Annotated in this window: 16 protein-coding genes; 15 read left to right on the plus strand and 1 reads right to left on the minus strand. The window is 69.1% G+C overall.

All coding sequences use genetic code 11. The annotated features are described in order from the left end of the window. Positions 1 to 153: 153 nt before the first annotated feature. From IEZ21_RS34505 to nusB, 3 genes are read left to right on the plus strand one after another with little or no spacing between them, the layout of a single operon-like run. On the plus strand, positions 154 to 1,284 hold the full coding sequence (locus tag IEZ21_RS34505) for a M24 family metallopeptidase (RefSeq protein WP_189325764.1): 1,131 nt from the start codon (positions 154 to 156) through the stop codon (positions 1,282 to 1,284). A gap of 58 nt (positions 1,285 to 1,342) precedes the next feature. After that, the gene (efp, locus tag IEZ21_RS34510) at positions 1,343 to 1,909 is read left to right on the plus strand and encodes an elongation factor P (protein WP_033321788.1); all 567 of its coding nucleotides are present in this window, start codon (positions 1,343 to 1,345) and stop codon (positions 1,907 to 1,909) included. Between the two features lie 2 nt (positions 1,910 to 1,911). After that, complete coding sequence (gene nusB / locus IEZ21_RS34515) at positions 1,912 to 2,343, plus strand: transcription antitermination factor NusB (RefSeq protein WP_033321789.1); 432 nt, start codon at positions 1,912 to 1,914, stop codon at positions 2,341 to 2,343. A gap of 163 nt (positions 2,344 to 2,506) precedes the next feature. Here the strand turns inward: nusB and bldD are convergent, their stop codons facing one another. Further along, positions 2,507 to 3,007 (minus strand): transcriptional regulator BldD, encoded by a 501-nt coding sequence (gene bldD / locus IEZ21_RS34520; RefSeq protein ID WP_033321790.1) that lies wholly within the window; start codon positions 3,005 to 3,007, stop codon positions 2,507 to 2,509. A gap of 263 nt (positions 3,008 to 3,270) precedes the next feature. Here bldD and pyrR point away from each other — a divergent pair, with 263 nt between their 5' ends. The 12 genes from pyrR to coaBC all read left to right on the plus strand — a co-directional run bounded on the left by pyrR (position 3,271) and on the right by coaBC (position 16,071). Beyond that, the gene (gene pyrR / locus IEZ21_RS34525) at positions 3,271 to 3,843 is read left to right on the plus strand and encodes a bifunctional pyr operon transcriptional regulator/uracil phosphoribosyltransferase PyrR (RefSeq protein WP_033321791.1); all 573 of its coding nucleotides are present in this window, start codon (positions 3,271 to 3,273) and stop codon (positions 3,841 to 3,843) included. Positions 3,844 to 3,964: 121 nt separating this feature from the next. Further along, a complete protein-coding gene (locus tag IEZ21_RS34530) occupies positions 3,965 to 4,942 on the plus strand; it encodes an aspartate carbamoyltransferase catalytic subunit (protein ID WP_189325765.1) in 978 nt (325 codons plus the stop codon). A 5-nt stretch (positions 4,943 to 4,947) separates the two neighbouring features. Further along, positions 4,948 to 6,234: a dihydroorotase gene (locus IEZ21_RS34535; protein ID WP_189325766.1), complete on the plus strand. Its 1,287-nt coding sequence runs from the start codon at positions 4,948 to 4,950 to the stop codon at positions 6,232 to 6,234. After that, positions 6,231 to 6,809, plus strand: coding sequence for a PH-like domain-containing protein (locus tag IEZ21_RS34540; protein ID WP_189325767.1), 579 nt, complete (start codon positions 6,231 to 6,233; stop codon positions 6,807 to 6,809). Before IEZ21_RS34535 ends, IEZ21_RS34540 begins: the two co-directional genes overlap by 4 nt. Then, complete coding sequence (gene carA / locus IEZ21_RS34545) at positions 6,806 to 7,957, plus strand: glutamine-hydrolyzing carbamoyl-phosphate synthase small subunit (RefSeq protein ID WP_189325768.1); 1,152 nt, start codon at positions 6,806 to 6,808, stop codon at positions 7,955 to 7,957. The genes IEZ21_RS34540 and carA overlap by 4 nt, the downstream gene beginning before the upstream one ends. Next, the gene (carB, locus tag IEZ21_RS34550; protein ID WP_189325769.1) at positions 7,950 to 11,258 is read left to right on the plus strand and encodes a carbamoyl-phosphate synthase large subunit; all 3,309 of its coding nucleotides are present in this window, start codon (positions 7,950 to 7,952) and stop codon (positions 11,256 to 11,258) included. The genes carA and carB overlap by 8 nt, the downstream gene beginning before the upstream one ends. Before the next feature lie 4 nt (positions 11,259 to 11,262). Then, positions 11,263 to 12,372, plus strand: coding sequence for a quinone-dependent dihydroorotate dehydrogenase (locus IEZ21_RS34555; protein WP_189325770.1), 1,110 nt, complete (start codon positions 11,263 to 11,265; stop codon positions 12,370 to 12,372). Continuing rightward, entirely contained in the window at positions 12,369 to 13,235 is an 867-nt protein-coding gene (gene pyrF / locus IEZ21_RS34560; RefSeq protein WP_189325771.1) for an orotidine-5'-phosphate decarboxylase, read from the plus strand. The genes IEZ21_RS34555 and pyrF overlap by 4 nt, the downstream gene beginning before the upstream one ends. Before the next feature lie 244 nt (positions 13,236 to 13,479). Continuing rightward, on the plus strand, positions 13,480 to 13,803 hold the full coding sequence (locus IEZ21_RS34565; protein WP_003956414.1) for an integration host factor: 324 nt from the start codon (positions 13,480 to 13,482) through the stop codon (positions 13,801 to 13,803). Positions 13,804 to 13,841: 38 nt separating this feature from the next. After that, on the plus strand, positions 13,842 to 14,435 hold the full coding sequence (gene gmk, locus IEZ21_RS34570) for a guanylate kinase (RefSeq protein ID WP_051744788.1): 594 nt from the start codon (positions 13,842 to 13,844) through the stop codon (positions 14,433 to 14,435). A 38-nt stretch (positions 14,436 to 14,473) separates the two neighbouring features. Then, positions 14,474 to 14,746, plus strand: coding sequence for a DNA-directed RNA polymerase subunit omega (gene rpoZ / locus IEZ21_RS34575; RefSeq protein WP_033321800.1), 273 nt, complete (start codon positions 14,474 to 14,476; stop codon positions 14,744 to 14,746). A gap of 122 nt (positions 14,747 to 14,868) precedes the next feature. After that, positions 14,869 to 16,071: a bifunctional phosphopantothenoylcysteine decarboxylase/phosphopantothenate--cysteine ligase CoaBC gene (gene coaBC / locus IEZ21_RS34580; protein WP_189325772.1), complete on the plus strand. Its 1,203-nt coding sequence runs from the start codon at positions 14,869 to 14,871 to the stop codon at positions 16,069 to 16,071. Positions 16,072 to 16,370: the final 299 nt, after the last annotated feature.

Here is a 16,370-nt window from a genome sequence, read left to right on the forward strand (position 1 = left end):
CACCCACCCACCCAAGGGGCGCGGGGAACTGCGCGACCAGCCACCCACACACCCGCACCCAAAAACGAACCCACCCGCCCAACCGCCGGAGGCAATCCCCACCCGGCCCAACCAGAACCGGCACCATCCGCCCACCCCTCGTAGGCTCGGGTCATGTCAGAGGTGTACGCGGCCCGCCGCGAACGGCTCCGGGAGCGATGCGCAGCCGGCGGCAGCGCCACCGCGCTGGTGTCCCGTCCCGCCAACGTCCGCTACCTCGCGGGCGCAGCCCCCCGCGGCGCCGTTCTGCTGCTGGGCAAGGGAACGGACCTGATGCTGTGCGCGGGTCCCCTCGACGCGGGCCCGCTCGGCGCACCCCCCGACGACGAGCGCCCCGACGAAGCCCTGCGGATCCAGACGCTGCCGGGAGCCGGCGACGGCCGCGGCGACCCGGCTGTCGCCGCAGCCGACCTCGCCGTGGCGCACGGCGCCGAGTCACTGGCCGTCGAGGAACACCACCTGACCGTGGCCCGCCACAGAGCCATCCGCTCCGTGACACCCCGCCTGCGCCTGACCGACCTCGGCGGCGCCGTCGAGCAGCTGCGCGTCGTCAAGGACGAGGAGGAGATCTCCTGCCTCCGGATCGGTGCCGAGATCGCCGACCAGGCGCTGAGCGAACTCCTCGAATCGATCCTCGTCGGCCGAACCGAACGCCACCTCGCCCTGGAGCTGGAGCGCCGCCTCGTCGACCACGGTGCCGACGGCCCGGCCTTCGCGACCTCCGTCGGCACCGGCCCGAACTCGGGACGTCGCGGCCACCGTGCCACCGACCGGCGGGTCGAGGAGGGCGACTTCCTCTCCGTATGCCTGGGGGCGAACTACCGCGGCTATCGCTGCGAGATCGGCCGTACGTTCGTGATCGGCACCTCGCCTGCCGACTGGCAGATCGAGCTGTACGACGTCGTCTTCGCCGCCCAACGGGCTGGCCGCGAGGCGCTCACACCCGGCGCCGAGTACCGCGATGTGGACCGCGCCGCCCGGCATGTGCTGGACTCCGCGGGGTACGGGCACGGCCTTTCTCCGCTGACCGGGCACGGTGTAGGGCTCGAAATCGATGAGGACCCTCAGCTGGCCCCCGCGGCCATGGGTAAACTGGACGCTTGCGTGCCGGTCACCGTCGAACCGGGGGTCCACCTCCCGGGCCGGGGCGGTGTCCGGATCGATGACACGCTCGTCGTACGCCCTGAGGCGGACGGCGGACCCGAGCTACTCACCATCACGACCAAGGAGCTGCTCGCGCTCTAGCTTCGAGCTGTGCGCCTGCCCCGGGGTCGTCCACGTCAGTCCAGGAGATTCCGCAACCGTGGCTTCCACGAACGACCTCAAGAACGGCCTGGTGCTCAAGCTCGAAGGCGGCCAGCTCTGGTCCGTCGTCGAGTTCCAGCACGTCAAGCCCGGCAAGGGCCCGGCCTTCGTGCGCACCAAGCTCAAGAACGTGCTCTCCGGCAAGGTCGTCGACAAGACGTTCAACGCCGGCGTCAAGGTCGAAACGGCCACCGTCGACAAGCGTGACATGCAGTTCTCGTACATGGACGGCGAGTACTTCGTCTTCATGGACATGGAGACCTATGACCAGCTCATGGTCGACCGGAAGGCCGTCGGCGACGCCGCCAACTTCCTCGTCGAGGGCTTCACGGCCACCGTCGCGCAGCACGAGGGCGAGGTGCTCTTCGTCGAGCTCCCGGCAGCCGTCGAGCTGAGCGTCCAGGAGACCGAGCCGGGCGTCCAGGGTGACCGCTCCACCGGCGGCACCAAGCCCGCCATCCTGGAGACCGGCCACCAGATCAACGTGCCGCTCTTCATCACCACCGGCGAGAAGATCAAGGTCGACACCCGCTCGAGCGACTACCTCGGCCGGGTGAACAGCTAACCGTGGCTGCCCGCAACACGGCCCGCAAGCGCGCCTTCCAGATCCTCTTCGAAGGTGACCAGCGCGGCGTGGACGTCCTGACGGTCCTCGCGGACTGGATCCGGCACTCCCGGACCGACACCCGGCAGCCGCCGGTGAGTGAGTACACGATGCAGCTTGTCGAGGGCTACGCGAAGTACGAGCGGCGCATCGACGAACTCATCGCGCAGTACGCGGTCGACTGGACGCTGGACAGGATGCCGGTCGTCGACCGCAACATCCTGCGCCTCGGCGCGTACGAGCTGATCTGGGTCGACGAGACTCCGGACGCCGTCGTCCTCGACGAAATGGTCCAGCTCGCGAAGGAGTTCTCCACGGACGAGTCTCCGGCCTTCGTGAACGGCCTCCTCGGCCGCTTCAAGACCCTGAAGCCGTCGCTGCGCCGGGACGAGTAGCACCACAGGCCGTCACGGAGGGCCCACAGCGTCGGCTGTGGGCCCTCCGGAGTGTTCTGCGCGGATGTTCTGCGTGGGGCCTACACAAAACCGTCGGGGTGGACCGGAACGCTCAGGTTCCGGTCCACCCCGACGGCACGTTTCTTCACAGGGCCGACGCCGGTCAGCCCTCCTCGTGGGAGACCGCGCGGCGCGCGTCCGCGTCCAGGACACCCCAGTTGATCAGCTGCTCGGTGAGGACCGAGGGGGACTGGTCGTAGATGACGGCGAGGGTGCGCAGGTCGTCCTGGCGGATGGAGAGCACCTTGCCGTTGTAGTCGCCGCGCTGGGACTGGATCGTGGCGGCATAACGCTGCAGGGGGCCCGCCTTCTCGGCCGGGACGTGGGCCAGCCGCTCCAGGTCCAGGACCAGCTTCGGCGGCGGCTCGGCGGCGCCGCCCGGCGTGGTGCCCGGCAGCAGTTCCTGCACCGGAACGCCGTAGAAGTCCGCCAGCTCGGCGAGGCGCTGTACGGTCACGGCGCGGTCGCCGCGCTCGTAGGAACCGACCACGACCGCCTTCCAGCGGCCCTGGGACTTCTCCTCGACGCCGTGGAGGGAAAGGCCCTGCTGGGTACGGATCGCGCGGAGCTTGGCCCCGAGCTGTTTGGCGTATTCGCTGGACATATAGCTCCCCGGACACTGTGTCGACGTGCGGTTTTGCCGCGCGGCTGGTGACTCACTGTGAGGTTACGCAGCGTTACTCTTCCCCGTCAAGCCGAATGGTCACGCCCGACCCTTGCGTGCCGGCCCCGGAGAAATGCGTCAGGTGGTGGGCGAGTGACTCCAGGGGGGTGATCAGGGCCGTTGCCGGGCTGGTAGCGTTGGTGGCGCAATTCCGACGTCCTTTAAGGTCCGTCCCGTGAGGCGGAGAAGGAGGTCCGTCTCGTATGGACACGCAGCAGTCCGATGCCCGGCCCGTGCTCGAAGGCCCGGACATCGCGCGGGTGTTGACCCGCATCGCCCACGAGATCGTCGAGCGCGCCAAGGGCGCCGACGACGTGGTGCTTCTCGGCATTCCGACGCGGGGCGTCTTCCTCGCCCAGCGGCTCGCCGCCAAGCTCGAGGAGATCACCGACCGCAAGATCCCGGTCGGCTCGCTCGACATCACCATGTACCGCGACGACCTGCGTATGCATCCGCCGCGTGCGCTGGCCCGCACCGACATCCCAGGTGACGGCATCGACGGCCGTCTGGTCGTCCTCGTCGACGACGTGCTCTTCTCCGGCCGCACCATCCGCGCCGCGCTCGACGCGCTGAACGACATCGGCCGTCCGCGCGCCGTGCAGCTCGCGGTGCTCGTCGACCGGGGCCATCGCGAACTTCCGATCCGCGCCGACTACGTCGGCAAGAACCTCCCCACGTCGCTGCGGGAGACGGTCAAGGTCCTGCTCGCCGAGGAGGACGGTCGCGACACCGTGCTGCTCGGTGCCAAGCAGGCCTCACCGGGCGCGCAGCAGTAGCACTCCGGCGTACGTCCCTGCCGTAAGCCCCCGAGTGTGCCTGTGCGCGCCCGCCTGCCCGGCTGTGACCTCCCGCCGGGCCCTCGCCTCCCGAACTGAACTGCCTTACGGAGCCTGACAGATGCAGCGTCATCTCATCTCGGCCGCCGACCTCACCCGCGACGACGCCGTCCTGATCCTCGACACCGCCGAGGAGATGGCCCGGGTCGCCGACCGGCCGATCAAGAAACTGCCGACCCTGCGCGGCCGCACCGTCGTCAACCTCTTCTTCGAAGACTCGACCCGTACCAGGATCTCGTTCGAGGCCGCGGAGAAGCGCCTCTCCGCGGATGTGATCAACTTCACTGCCAAGGGGTCCAGCGTCTCCAAGGGCGAGTCCCTGAAGGACACCGCCCAGACCCTGGAGGCGATGGGCGTCGACGCCGTCGTCATCCGGCACGGCGCCTCCGGAGCCCCGTACCGCCTCGCGACCTCCGGCTGGATCGACGCCGCCGTCATCAACGCAGGCGACGGCACCCATCAACACCCCACCCAGGCCCTGCTCGATGCCTTCACGATGCGACGCCGCCTCGTCGGACGGGACGCCGGGCTCGGGCAGGACCTCGCAGGCAAGCGCATCACGATCGTCGGCGACATCCTGCACGGCCGGGTCGCCCGCTCGAACGTCGACCTGCTGCACACCCTCGGCGCCGAGGTCACCCTCGTCGCCCCGCCCACCCTGCTGCCGGTCGGCGTCGAAACCTGGCCCTGCGAGGTGTCGTACGACCTCGACAGCACGCTGCCCAAGTCCGACGCGGTGATGATGCTGCGCGTCCAGCGCGAGCGGATGAACGCGGCCTTCTTCCCGACCGAGCGCGAGTACTCGCGGCGTTACGGCCTCGACGGCGACCGTATGGCGCGGATGCCCGAGCACGCCATCGTGATGCACCCCGGGCCGATGGTCCGCGGCATGGAGATCACCGCAGAGGTCGCCGACTCCGACCGTTGCACCGCCATCGAGCAGGTGACGAACGGTGTCTCGATCCGCATGGCGGTCCTGTACCTGCTCCTGGGCGGCAATGAGCCCGCCGTCACCCACAGCCGTACCGAGGAGAAGTAAGACACATGAGCAAGATCCTGATCCGTGGTGCGAAGGTGCTCGGTGGCGAGCCGCAGGACGTCCTGATCGACGGCGACACCATCGTGGAGGTCGGTGCCGGACTTCCCGCCGAGGGAGCCGAGGTCGTCGAGGCCGAAGGCAAGGTGCTTCTGCCGGGCCTCGTCGACCTCCACACCCACCTGCGCGAGCCCGGGCGTGAGGACTCCGAGACCGTCCTGACCGGTACGCGGGCTGCCGCGAGCGGCGGTTACACGGCCGTGTTCGCCATGGCCAACACCTTCCCGGTCGCCGACACCGCCGGTGTGGTCGAGCAGGTCTACCGGCTGGGCCAGCAGCACGGCTACTGCGATGTGCAGCCCATCGGCGCCGTCACGGTCGGTCTGGAGGGCAAGAAGCTCGCCGAGCTGGGCGCGATGCACGAGTCGGCGGCCGGCGTCACCGTCTTCTCGGACGACGGCAAGTGCGTGGACGACGCCGTGATCATGCGGCGGGCGCTGGAGTACGTGAAGGCCTTCGGCGGTGTCGTGGCCCAGCACGCGCAGGAGCCGCGGCTGACCGAGGGCGCCCAGATGAACGAGGGCGTCGTCTCGGCCGAGTTGGGGCTCGGCGGCTGGCCCGCCGTCGCCGAGGAGTCGATCATCGCGCGCGATGTGCTGCTCGCCGAGCACGTGCACTCCCGGGTGCACATCTGCCATCTGTCGACCGCCGGCTCGGTCGAGATCGTGCGCTGGGCCAAGTCCCGCGGCATCGACGTGACCGCCGAGGTCACCCCGCACCACCTGCTCCTCACCGATGAGCTTGTCCGCTCGTACAACCCGGTCTACAAGGTCAACCCGCCGCTGCGCACCGAGCGCGACGTCATGGCCCTGCGCGAGGCGCTCGCCGACGGCACGATCGACATCGTCGCCACCGACCACGCCCCGCACCCGCACGAGGACAAGGACTGCGAGTGGGCCGCGGCGGCCATGGGCATGGTCGGCCTGGAGACCGCGCTGTCCGTGGTCCAGCAGACGATGGTCGACAGCGGGCTGCTCGACTGGGCCGGCGTCGCGGACCGGATGTCCTTCAAGCCCGCCCGGATCGGTGGGGCGACAGGCCACGGCCGTCCCGTCTCGGCAGGTGAGCCCGCCAACCTCACGCTGGTCGATCCGGCATACCGTGGGACCGTGGACCCCACGGGCTTCGCGTCGCGCAGCCGCAACACTCCGTACGAGGGTCGTGAGCTGCCGGGCCGTGTCACGCACACATGGCTGCGGGGCCGCGCCACGCTCGTCGACGGGAAGCTCGCGTGACACCACTGACGCAACTGACGTACGCCGCGGAACAGAAGTCGGCGGAAGTGACCGACTGGGCCGCCCGCATCGGCTGGCTCGTGGGTCTCGCGCTCTTCGTCGCCCTCGTCTACTGGCTGATGCGCGAGGGCTGGAAGTGGCGCGGCACGCTCCAGGGCGACCTGCCCGAGCTGCTCCAAGCGCCGGACGAGCCCGGTCCCGTGCGGCTGACGTTGAGCGGCCGTTACCACGGCTCGACGACCGCAGGTCAGTGGCTCGACCGCATCGTGGCGCACGGACTGGGCACCCGCAGCCGGGTCGAACTCACGCTGACGGACGCGGGCCTGGATGTCGTACGCCCCGGAGCGGCCGACTTCTTCGTGCCTCTCAAGGCCTTGCGTGAGGCACGACTCGACAAGGGCATCGCGGGCAAGGTCCTCACCGAGGGCGGCCTGCTGGTCGTCACCTGGGAGCACGGCGACAGGCTGCTCGACTCCGGGTTCCGTTCCGACCACGCGGCCGAGCACAACGAGTGGGTCGAGACACTGAACCAGATGATCAACAAGGACAGCAACAAGACGGAAGGCGCACGATGACCACCTCCACCAGGGGAGCCTCCAGAACTCCCGCCGTACTCGTCCTGGAGGACGGTCGGATCTTCCGCGGCCGCGCCTACGGGGCCGTGGGGGTGACCTTCGGAGAGGCCGTCTTCTCCACCGGGATGACCGGCTACCAGGAGACCCTCACCGATCCCTCGTACCACCGCCAGGTCGTCGTGATGACCGCCCCGCACGTCGGCAACACCGGCGTCAACGACGAGGACCCCGAGTCGAAGCGGATCTGGGTCGCCGGCTATGTCGTACGCGACCCCGCGCGCGTGCCCTCCAACTGGCGCTCCCGCCGCTCGCTGGACGAGGAGCTCACCAAGCAGGGAGTCGTAGGGATCTCCGGCATCGACACCCGGGCGCTCACCCGCCATCTGCGCGAGCGCGGCGCCATGCGCGTCGGCATCTTCTCCGGGAACGCGCTGCCCGACGAGGGCACCATGCTCGCCGAGGTGCGTCAGGCCCCCGAGATGAAGGGCGCCAGCCTGTACGAGGAGGTCGCCACGACTGAGGCGTACGTCGTCCCCGCCATCGGCGAGAAGAAGTTCACCGTCGCCGCCGTGGACCTCGGCATCAAGGGCATGACCCCGCATCGTATGGCCGAGCGCGGCATCGAGGTGCATGTGCTGCCCGCCACCGCGACCGCCGAGGACATCTACGCGGTCGGCCCCGACGGCGTGTTCTTCTCCAACGGTCCCGGCGACCCGGAGAAGGCCGAACACCCCGTTTCCCTGATGCGGGAAGTCCTCGAGCGCAAGACGCCCCTCTTCGGCATCTGCTTCGGCAACCAGATCCTGGGCCGCGCGCTCGGCTTCGGCACGTACAAGCTGAAGTACGGCCACCGGGGCATCAACCAGCCCGTGCAGGACCGTACGACCGGCAAGGTCGAGGTCACCGCGCACAATCACGGGTTCGCCGTCGACGCGCCGCTCGACCGCGTCAGCGACACCCCCTACGGGCGTGCCGAGGTCTCGCACGTCTGTCTGAACGACCAGGTCGTGGAAGGGCTCCAGCTGCTCGACCAGCCGGCGTTCAGCGTCCAGTACCACCCCGAGGCGGCGGCGGGCCCGCACGACGCGGCCTACCTGTTCGACCGCTTCGTAGAGCTCATGGCAGAAAAGGGAGCCCAGCGTGCCTAAGCGCACCGATATCCAGTCCGTCCTGGTCATCGGCTCCGGCCCGATCGTCATCGGCCAGGCCGCCGAGTTCGACTACTCCGGCACCCAGGCCTGCCGCGTCCTCAAGGCCGAGGGCCTGCGGGTCATCCTCGTCAACTCCAACCCCGCGACGATCATGACGGACCCGGAGATCGCCGACGCGACGTATGTCGAGCCGATCACCCCGGAGTTCGTCGAGAAGATCATCGTCAAGGAGCGGCCGGACGCCCTGCTGCCGACGCTCGGCGGCCAGACCGCCCTCAACACCGCGATCTCCATGCATGAGCAGGGGGTGCTGGAGAAGTACGGTGTCGAGCTGATCGGCGCCAACGTCGAGGCGATCAACAAGGGTGAGGACCGTGACCTCTTCAAGGACGTCGTCGAGGCCGTCCGCGCGAAGATCGGGCACGGCGAGTCCGCCCGGTCCTACATCTGCCACTCGATGGACGACGTACTGAAGGGGGTCGAGCAGCTCGGCGGCTACCCGGTCGTCGTCCGGCCCTCCTTCACCATGGGCGGCGCCGGCTCCGGCTTCGCGCACGACGAGGAGGAGCTGCGCCGCATCGCCGGCCAGGGGCTCACGCTCTCCCCGACCACCGAGGTGCTCCTGGAGGAGTCCATCCTCGGCTGGAAGGAGTACGAGCTGGAGCTGATGCGCGACAAGCACGACAACGTCGTGGTGGTCTGCTCCATCGAGAACTTCGACCCGATGGGCGTCCACACCGGTGACTCGATCACCGTGGCGCCCGCGATGACGCTGACCGACCGCGAGTACCAGCGCCTCCGCGACATCGGCATCGCGATCATCCGCGAGGTCGGCGTCGACACCGGCGGCTGCAACATCCAGTTCGCGGTCAACCCGGACGACGGCCGCATCATCGTCATCGAGATGAACCCGCGTGTGTCGCGCTCCTCGGCCCTCGCGTCGAAGGCCACGGGTTTCCCGATCGCCAAGATCGCCGCCAAGCTGGCCGTCGGCTACACCCTCGACGAGATCCCGAACGACATCACGGAGAAGACCCCGGCGTCCTTCGAGCCGACGCTCGACTACGTCGTCGTCAAGGCACCGCGTTTCGCCTTCGAGAAGTTCCCGTCCGCCGACTCCACGCTGACCACGACCATGAAGTCGGTCGGCGAGGCCATGGCCATCGGCCGCAACTTCACCGAGGCGCTGCAGAAGGCGCTGCGGTCGCTGGAGAAGAAGGGCTCGCAGTTCACGTTCGTCGGGGAGCCCGGGGACAAAACGGCCCTCCTGGAGGAGGCGATCCGGCCTACCGACGGGCGGATCAACTCCGTCATGCAGGCCATCCGCGCGGGCGCGACCCAGGAGGAGGTCTTCGAGTCGACGAAGATCGACCCGTGGTTCGTCGACCAGCTGTTCCTCATCAAGGAGCTCGCGGACGAACTGGCCGCAGCCGACAGGCTTGATCCGTCGCTGCTGGCCGAAGCCAAGCGGCACGGCTTCTCCGACGCCCAGATCGCCGAGATCCGCGGTCTGCGCGAGGACGTCGTCCGCGAGGTCCGGCACGCGCTGGGCGTGCGCCCGGTCTACAAGACGGTCGACACCTGCGCCGCCGAGTTCGCCGCGAAGACGCCGTACTTCTACTCCTCGTACGACGAGGAGAACGAGGTCGCCCCCCGCGAGAAGCCCGCGGTGATCATCCTGGGCTCCGGGCCCAACCGCATCGGGCAGGGCATCGAGTTCGACTACTCCTGTGTCCACGCGTCCTTCGCGCTGAGCGACGCCGGGTACGAAACCGTGATGGTCAACTGCAACCCGGAGACCGTCTCCACGGACTACGACACCTCCGACCGGCTGTACTTCGAGCCGCTCACGCTGGAGGACGTGCTGGAGATCGTCCACGCGGAGTCCCTGGCCGGGCCGATCGCGGGCGTCATCGTGCAGCTCGGCGGCCAGACCCCGCTGGGCCTGTCGCAGGCGCTGAAGGACAACGGCGTCCCGGTGGTGGGCACGCCGCCCGAGGCGATCCACGCCGCCGAGGACCGTGGCGCCTTCGGCCAGGTACTCGCCGAGGCCGGACTCCCGGCTCCCAAGCACGGCACCGCGACGACCTTCGCGGGCGCCAAGGCCATCGCGGACGAGATCGGCTACCCCGTCCTCGTACGGCCCTCGTACGTGCTCGGCGGGCGCGGTATGGAGATCGTGTACGACGAGACGCGACTGGAGGCGTACATCGCCGAGTCGACCGAGATCTCCCCGTCGCGCCCGGTCCTGGTCGACCGCTTCCTCGACGACGCGATCGAGATCGACGTGGACGCGCTCTACGACGGCCACGAGCTGTACCTCGGCGGCGTCATGGAGCACATCGAGGAGGCCGGGATCCACTCCGGCGACTCGGCGTGCGCGCTGCCGCCGATCACGCTGGGCGGCTTCGACATCAAGCGGCTGCGGGCCTCGACGGAAGCCATCGCGAAGGGGGTTGGCGTCCGCGGGCTGATCAATATCCAGTTCGCGATGGCGGGGGACATCCTGTACGTCCTCGAAGCCAACCCGCGTGCCTCGCGCACCGTCCCCTTCACCTCCAAGGCGACCGCGGTGCCGCTTGCCAAAGCTGCGGCCCGGATCTCCCTTGGCGCGACCATCGCCGAGCTGCGAGCCGAGGGACTGCTCCCGGCGAGCGGCGACGGCGGCACACTGCCGCTGGACGCGCCGATCTCCGTCAAGGAGGCCGTCATGCCGTGGTCGCGCTTCCGCGACATCCACGGGCGGGGCGTCGACACCATCCTGGGCCCGGAGATGCGCTCCACCGGTGAAGTCATGGGCATCGACTCGGTGTTCGGCACGGCGTACGCCAAGTCGCAGGCGGCCGCGTACGGTCCGCTGCCGACCAAGGGCCGCGCCTTCATCTCCGTAGCGAACCGCGACAAGCGATCGATGATCTTCCCGGCGCGTGAACTGGTCGCCCACGGCTTCGAGTTGCTCGCCACGTCCGGCACGGCCGAGGTACTCAAGCGCAACGGCATCCACGCCACCGTCGTCCGCAAGCAGAGCGAGGGCACCGGCCCGAACGGCGAGCGGACGATCGTCCAGCTCATCCACGAGGGCGAGGTCGACCTGATCGTCAACACGCCGTACGGCACCGGTGGCCGACTCGACGGCTACGACATCCGTACGGCCGCCGTGGCCCGCTCCGTGCCCTGCCTGACGACGGTCCAGGCGCTCGCCGCCGCCGTCCAGGGCATCGACGCGCTCAACCACGGAGACGTGGGAGTCCGTTCGCTCCAGGAACACGCGGAGCACCTCACGGCGGCGCGGGACTGACGCCATGTACTCACTGTTCTTCAGTTTGTTCTTCAAACGGATGGACCCGGAGTCGGCCCACCACCTGGCCGTCGCCTGGATCCGCCTCGCAGCCCGCATCCCTGTGCTGCGTACGTTCGTCGCGGCGGCTCTCGCCCCGCGTCACAAGGAGCTGCGCACCGAGGCCTTCGGGCTGCGGATGCACGGGCCGTTCGGGCTCGCGGCCGGCTTCGACAAGAACGCGATCGCGGTCGACGGGATGTCGATGCTCGGCTTCGACCACGTCGAGATCGGCACGGTCACGGGGGAGCCGCAGCCCGGCAACCCCCGTAAGCGGCTGTTCCGGCTCGTCCCGGACCGGGCGCTGATCAACCGCATGGGGTTCAACAACGAGGGCTCCGCGGCCGTGGCGGAGCGCCTGGCAGGCCGTGAGGCGGTCTTCAGGACCGTCGTGGGCGTCAACATCGGCAAGACCAAGGTCGTGCCCGAGGCAGAGGCGGTCGGCGACTATGTGAAGTCGACACAGCGGCTTGCCCCGTACGCCGACTACCTGGTGGTCAACGTTTCCTCGCCGAACACGCCGGGCCTTCGGAATCTGCAGGCGGTGGACCATCTGCGACCGCTGCTCAGCGCCGTCCGCGAGGCCGCCGACCAGGCCGTGACCGAGCGCCGCGTCCCGCTGCTGGTGAAGATCGCCCCCGATCTCGCAGACGAGGACATCGACGCCGTCGCCGACCTCGCCGTGGAGCTCGGCCTGGACGGGATCATTGCCACGAACACCACCATCGCGCGCGAGGGACTCGGTTTGACATCCGAACCCTCCCTCGTGAAAGAGACCGGTGGCCTCTCCGGTGCGCCGCTGAAATCGCGCTCCCTGGAGGTGCTGCGCCGCCTCTACGCGCGCGTGGGCGACGACATCACGCTTGTGGGCGTCGGCGGCATCGAGAACGCCGAGGACGCCTGGCAGCGCATCCTGGCCGGCGCCACCCTGGTCCAGGGCTACAGCGCCTTCATCTACGAGGGCCCCTTCTGGAGCCGCGCGATCCACAAGGGACTCGCTGCCCGCCTGCGTACGAGCCCGTACGCCACCCTCGCCGACGCGGTCGGCGCCGACGTGAGGAAGACCGCGGTATGAGTCCTGTGGAGCCTTTCGGCGCCCGTCTGCGCCGCGCCATGGACGAGCGCGGCCCGCTCTGCGTCGGCATCGACCCGCACGCCTCGCTGCTCACCGACTGGGGCCTGAACGACGACATCGCGGGCCTGGAGCGCTTCAGCCGCACTGTCGTCGAGGCGCTGGCCGACCGGGTCGCCGTACTGAAGCCGCAGAGCGCGTTCTTCGAGCGCTTCGGGTCGCGTGGCATCGCCGTACTGGAGAAGTCGGTCGAGGAGGCCCGGGCCTCCGGGGCGCTCGTCGTCATGGATGCCAAGCGTGGCGACATCGGCTCGACCATGGCCGCGTACGCCTCCGCCTTCCTGGAGAAGGGTTCGCCGCTGTTCTCGGACGCGCTGACCGTTTCCCCGTATCTCGGCTACGGATCGCTGAAGCCTGCCGTCGAGCTCGCGCGTGAGAGCGGTGCCGGGCTGTTCGTGCTCGCGCTCACCTCCAACCCGGAGGGCGGCGAGGTGCAGCACGCGGTACGGCCCGGCGACGCGGCCGGCCGGAACGTCGGCGCCACCATGCTCGCGCATCTCGCCGAGGAGAACGCGGGGGAGGCGCCGATGGGCTCCTTCGGCGCGGTCGTGGGCGCCACGCTGGGCGACCTGTCCTCGTACGACCTCGACATCAACGGACCGCTCCTCGCGCCCGGCATCGGCGCCCAGGGTGCGACCCCGGCCGATCTTCCGGGCGTCTTCGGGGAGGCGGTGCGCCGTGTGGTCCCGAACGTGAGCCGAGGTGTTCTGCGTCACGGACCCGATGTCGGCGCGCTACGCGCGTCCGCGGAGCGGTTCGCGGAGGACATCAGGGCAGCTGCGGCGGCGGCCTGGCGCCTTCGGTGAGGTCCTTGTGGACGTCCCACGTCTGAATACATCCTCAAATCCGGAGCATTATGCCCCGAATGTCGGTTTCAATGGAGGCTGACCAGGACTTTTCCGCTGTTCTCGCTGACTCCGGCGGACTTGGCCGCTAGTCTCCGACGAGTGGGGACGGGCAAGAAGCGTTGCTCGTTGCTCCCCAGGTGAGGGGCGACTAGGTTCCTCACCGGTCCGTATCCGACAGTTCGACATCCGAGGTGACGTAGGCGTGGCTCTTCCGCCCCTTACCCCTGAACAGCGCGCAGCCGCGCTCGAAAAGGCCGCCGCGGCTCGCCGGGAGCGGGCCGAGGTCAAGAATCGACTCAAGCACTCCGGTGCCTCCCTTCACGAGGTCATCAAGCAGGGCCAGGAGAACGACGTCATCGGCAAGATGAAGGTCTCCGCCCTCCTGGAGTCCCTGCCTGGCGTGGGCAAGGTCCGCGCCAAGCAGATCATGGAGCGACTCGGGATCTCCGAGAGCCGCCGCGTGCGTGGTCTCGGTTCCAACCAGATCGCGTCTCTCGAGCGCGAGTTCGGCGGCGGTCCCGCCTGACGTTCTCGGGCACTCCTGAGAACCTGGATAATCGCTCCATGGCTGCAACATCCCGGGGGACGACCCCCGTACCCCCGGAATCACGTCCGCGGCTGACCGTGCTCTCCGGCCCCTCCGGGGTCGGCAAGAGCACGGTCGTCGCTCATATGCGCAAGGAACACCCCGAGGTCTGGCTCTCGGTGTCGGCGACGACCCGGAGGCCGCGCCCCGGTGAGCGGCATGGTGTCCAGTACTTCTTCGTCAGCGACGAGGAAATGGACAAGCTGATCGCCAACGGCGAGCTGCTCGAGTGGGCCGAGTTCGCCGGCAACCGCTACGGCACCCCGCGGGGCGCCGTGATGGAACGGCTGGAGGCCGGTGAGCCCGTCCTGCTGGAGATCGACCTCCAGGGCGCGCGTCTGGTCCGCGAGTCGATGCCCGAGGCCCAGCTGGTGTTCCTGGCTCCTCCCTCCTGGGAGGAGCTGGTGCGCAGACTCACCGGGCGGGGCACCGAGCCGCCCGAGGTGATCGAGCGCCGACTGGCCGCCGCGAAGATCGAGCTGGCGGCCGAGTCGGAGTTCGACGTCACCCTGGTCAACACCTCCGTCGAGGACGTGGCGCGTGAGCTGCTAGCCTTGATGGACGTAGTGTGATCGTTTTCGATCTCATCCCATCTTTCGGAAGGTAGAGCGTGTCCTCTTCCATTGCCGCGCCCGAGGGCATCATCAACCCCCCGATCGACGAGCTCCTCGAGGCCACCGACTCGAAGTACAGCCTCGTGATCTACGCGGCCAAGCGGGCCCGTCAGATCAACGCGTACTACTCGCAGCTCGGCGAAGGTCTCCTCGAGTACGTCGGTCCGCTTGTGGACACGCACGTCCACGAGAAGCCGCTCTCGATCGCTCTGCGCGAGATCAACGCGGGTCTGCTGACGTCCGAGGCCGTTGAGGGCCCGGCGCAGTAAGTAATTTCTGCAGATCGCAGCAGGCTTTTCCACAGGCCCGGCAGCCCGGCTGTCGGGCCTGTGGTGTGTCATGAGTACGTACACGTTCGCAGGCGCAGGCGAGACGAACCCGGGGAGAAACGGTGGACAAGCCGAAGGTCGTACTGGGAGTCAGCGGTGGCATCGCCGCGTACAAGGCGTGTGAGCTGCTGCGCCGGCTGACCGAATCGGGACACGACGTGCGGGTCGTACCGACCGAGTCGGCGCTCCACTTCGTCGGCGCCGCGACCTGGTCCGCGCTCTCCGGGCACCCCGTCTCGACCGAGGTCTGGTCCGATGTGCACGAGGTTCCCCACGTCCGCATCGGCCAGGAGGCCGACCTGGTGGTCGTGGCCCCCGCCACCACGGACATGCTGGCGAAGGCAGCACACGGCCTGGCCGACGATCTGCTGACGAACACCCTGCTCACCGCCCGCTGCCCCGTCGTCTTCGCCCCCGCCATGCACACCGAGATGTGGGAGCACCCGGCCACGCAAGAGAACGTGGCGACACTGCGCCGCCGCGGTGCCGTCGTCGTCGAGCCCGCCGTCGGCCGTCTGACGGGCGTGGACACGGGCAAGGGCCGGCTGCCGGAGCCCAGCGAGATCTTCGAGGTCTGTCGCCGGGTGCTGGCACGCGGGGCCGTCGTTCCCGATCTGGCGGGCCGCCATGTCGTGGTCAGCGCCGGTGGGACGCGCGAGCCGCTCGACCCGGTCCGCTTCCTCGGCAACCGTTCCTCAGGCAAGCAGGGGTACGCCCTTGCGCGCACCGCCGCGGCCCGGGGTGCCCGGGTCACGCTGATCGCCGCGAACACCGGGATGCCGGACCCGGCGGGCGTGGACGTCGTGCCGGTCGAGACGGCCGTCCAGCTGCGCGAAGCGGTGCTGAAGGCCGCCGCGGACGCCGACGCGGTGGTGATGGCGGCAGCCGTCGCGGACTTCCGGCCCGCGACGTACGCGGCCGGAAAGATCAAGAAGAAGGACGGCCAGGACCCGGATCCGATCACTCTGATCCGTAATCCCGACATCCTCGCCGAGATATCCGCCGAGCGCGCCCGCTCCGGCCAGGTGATCGTCGGCTTCGCCGCCGAGACGGACGACGTCCTGGCCAACGGGCGGACGAAGCTGGAGCGCAAGGGGTGCGATCTCCTCGTCGTGAACGAGGTGGGGGAGCGCAAGACCTTCGGTTCCGAGGAGAACGAAGCGGTCGTGCTCGGCGCCGACGGCAGCGAGACCCCCGTGCCGTACGGGCCCAAGGAAGCTCTGGCCGAGACGGTGTGGGATCTTGTGGCGCGACGCCTGGAGTGAATGCCCCGTCTTCCCGGAGTGCGTTGCGGAACACGTTCCGGAGTGAATGCCTGATTCGTTCCGTCGAAAGTGGTCCATCGGGCTTCCAAAACCGGCGAATTCGGGCCTGGGAGCCTGGCGGAGACCTGGCGTCGTTGGGCAGAATGCCCGTGCCGCAGGTCACAGGTCTTCCGAGTCGCGAGACGGGGTGGACCCGCGGTCCAGCGTGACCGATAAACTGACCCCCGGACGACAGCGGGCGCAGCCCCCGATCCGTCCACCAAATGATCAGCCAGCAGCCGCTGCAACCCCAGGGAGCG

Origin of the sequence: Streptomyces flaveus (assembly GCF_014647675.1) — a bacterium.
In the GTDB taxonomy this organism is placed as follows: Bacteria; Actinomycetota; Actinomycetes; order Streptomycetales; family Streptomycetaceae; genus Streptomyces; species Streptomyces flaveus.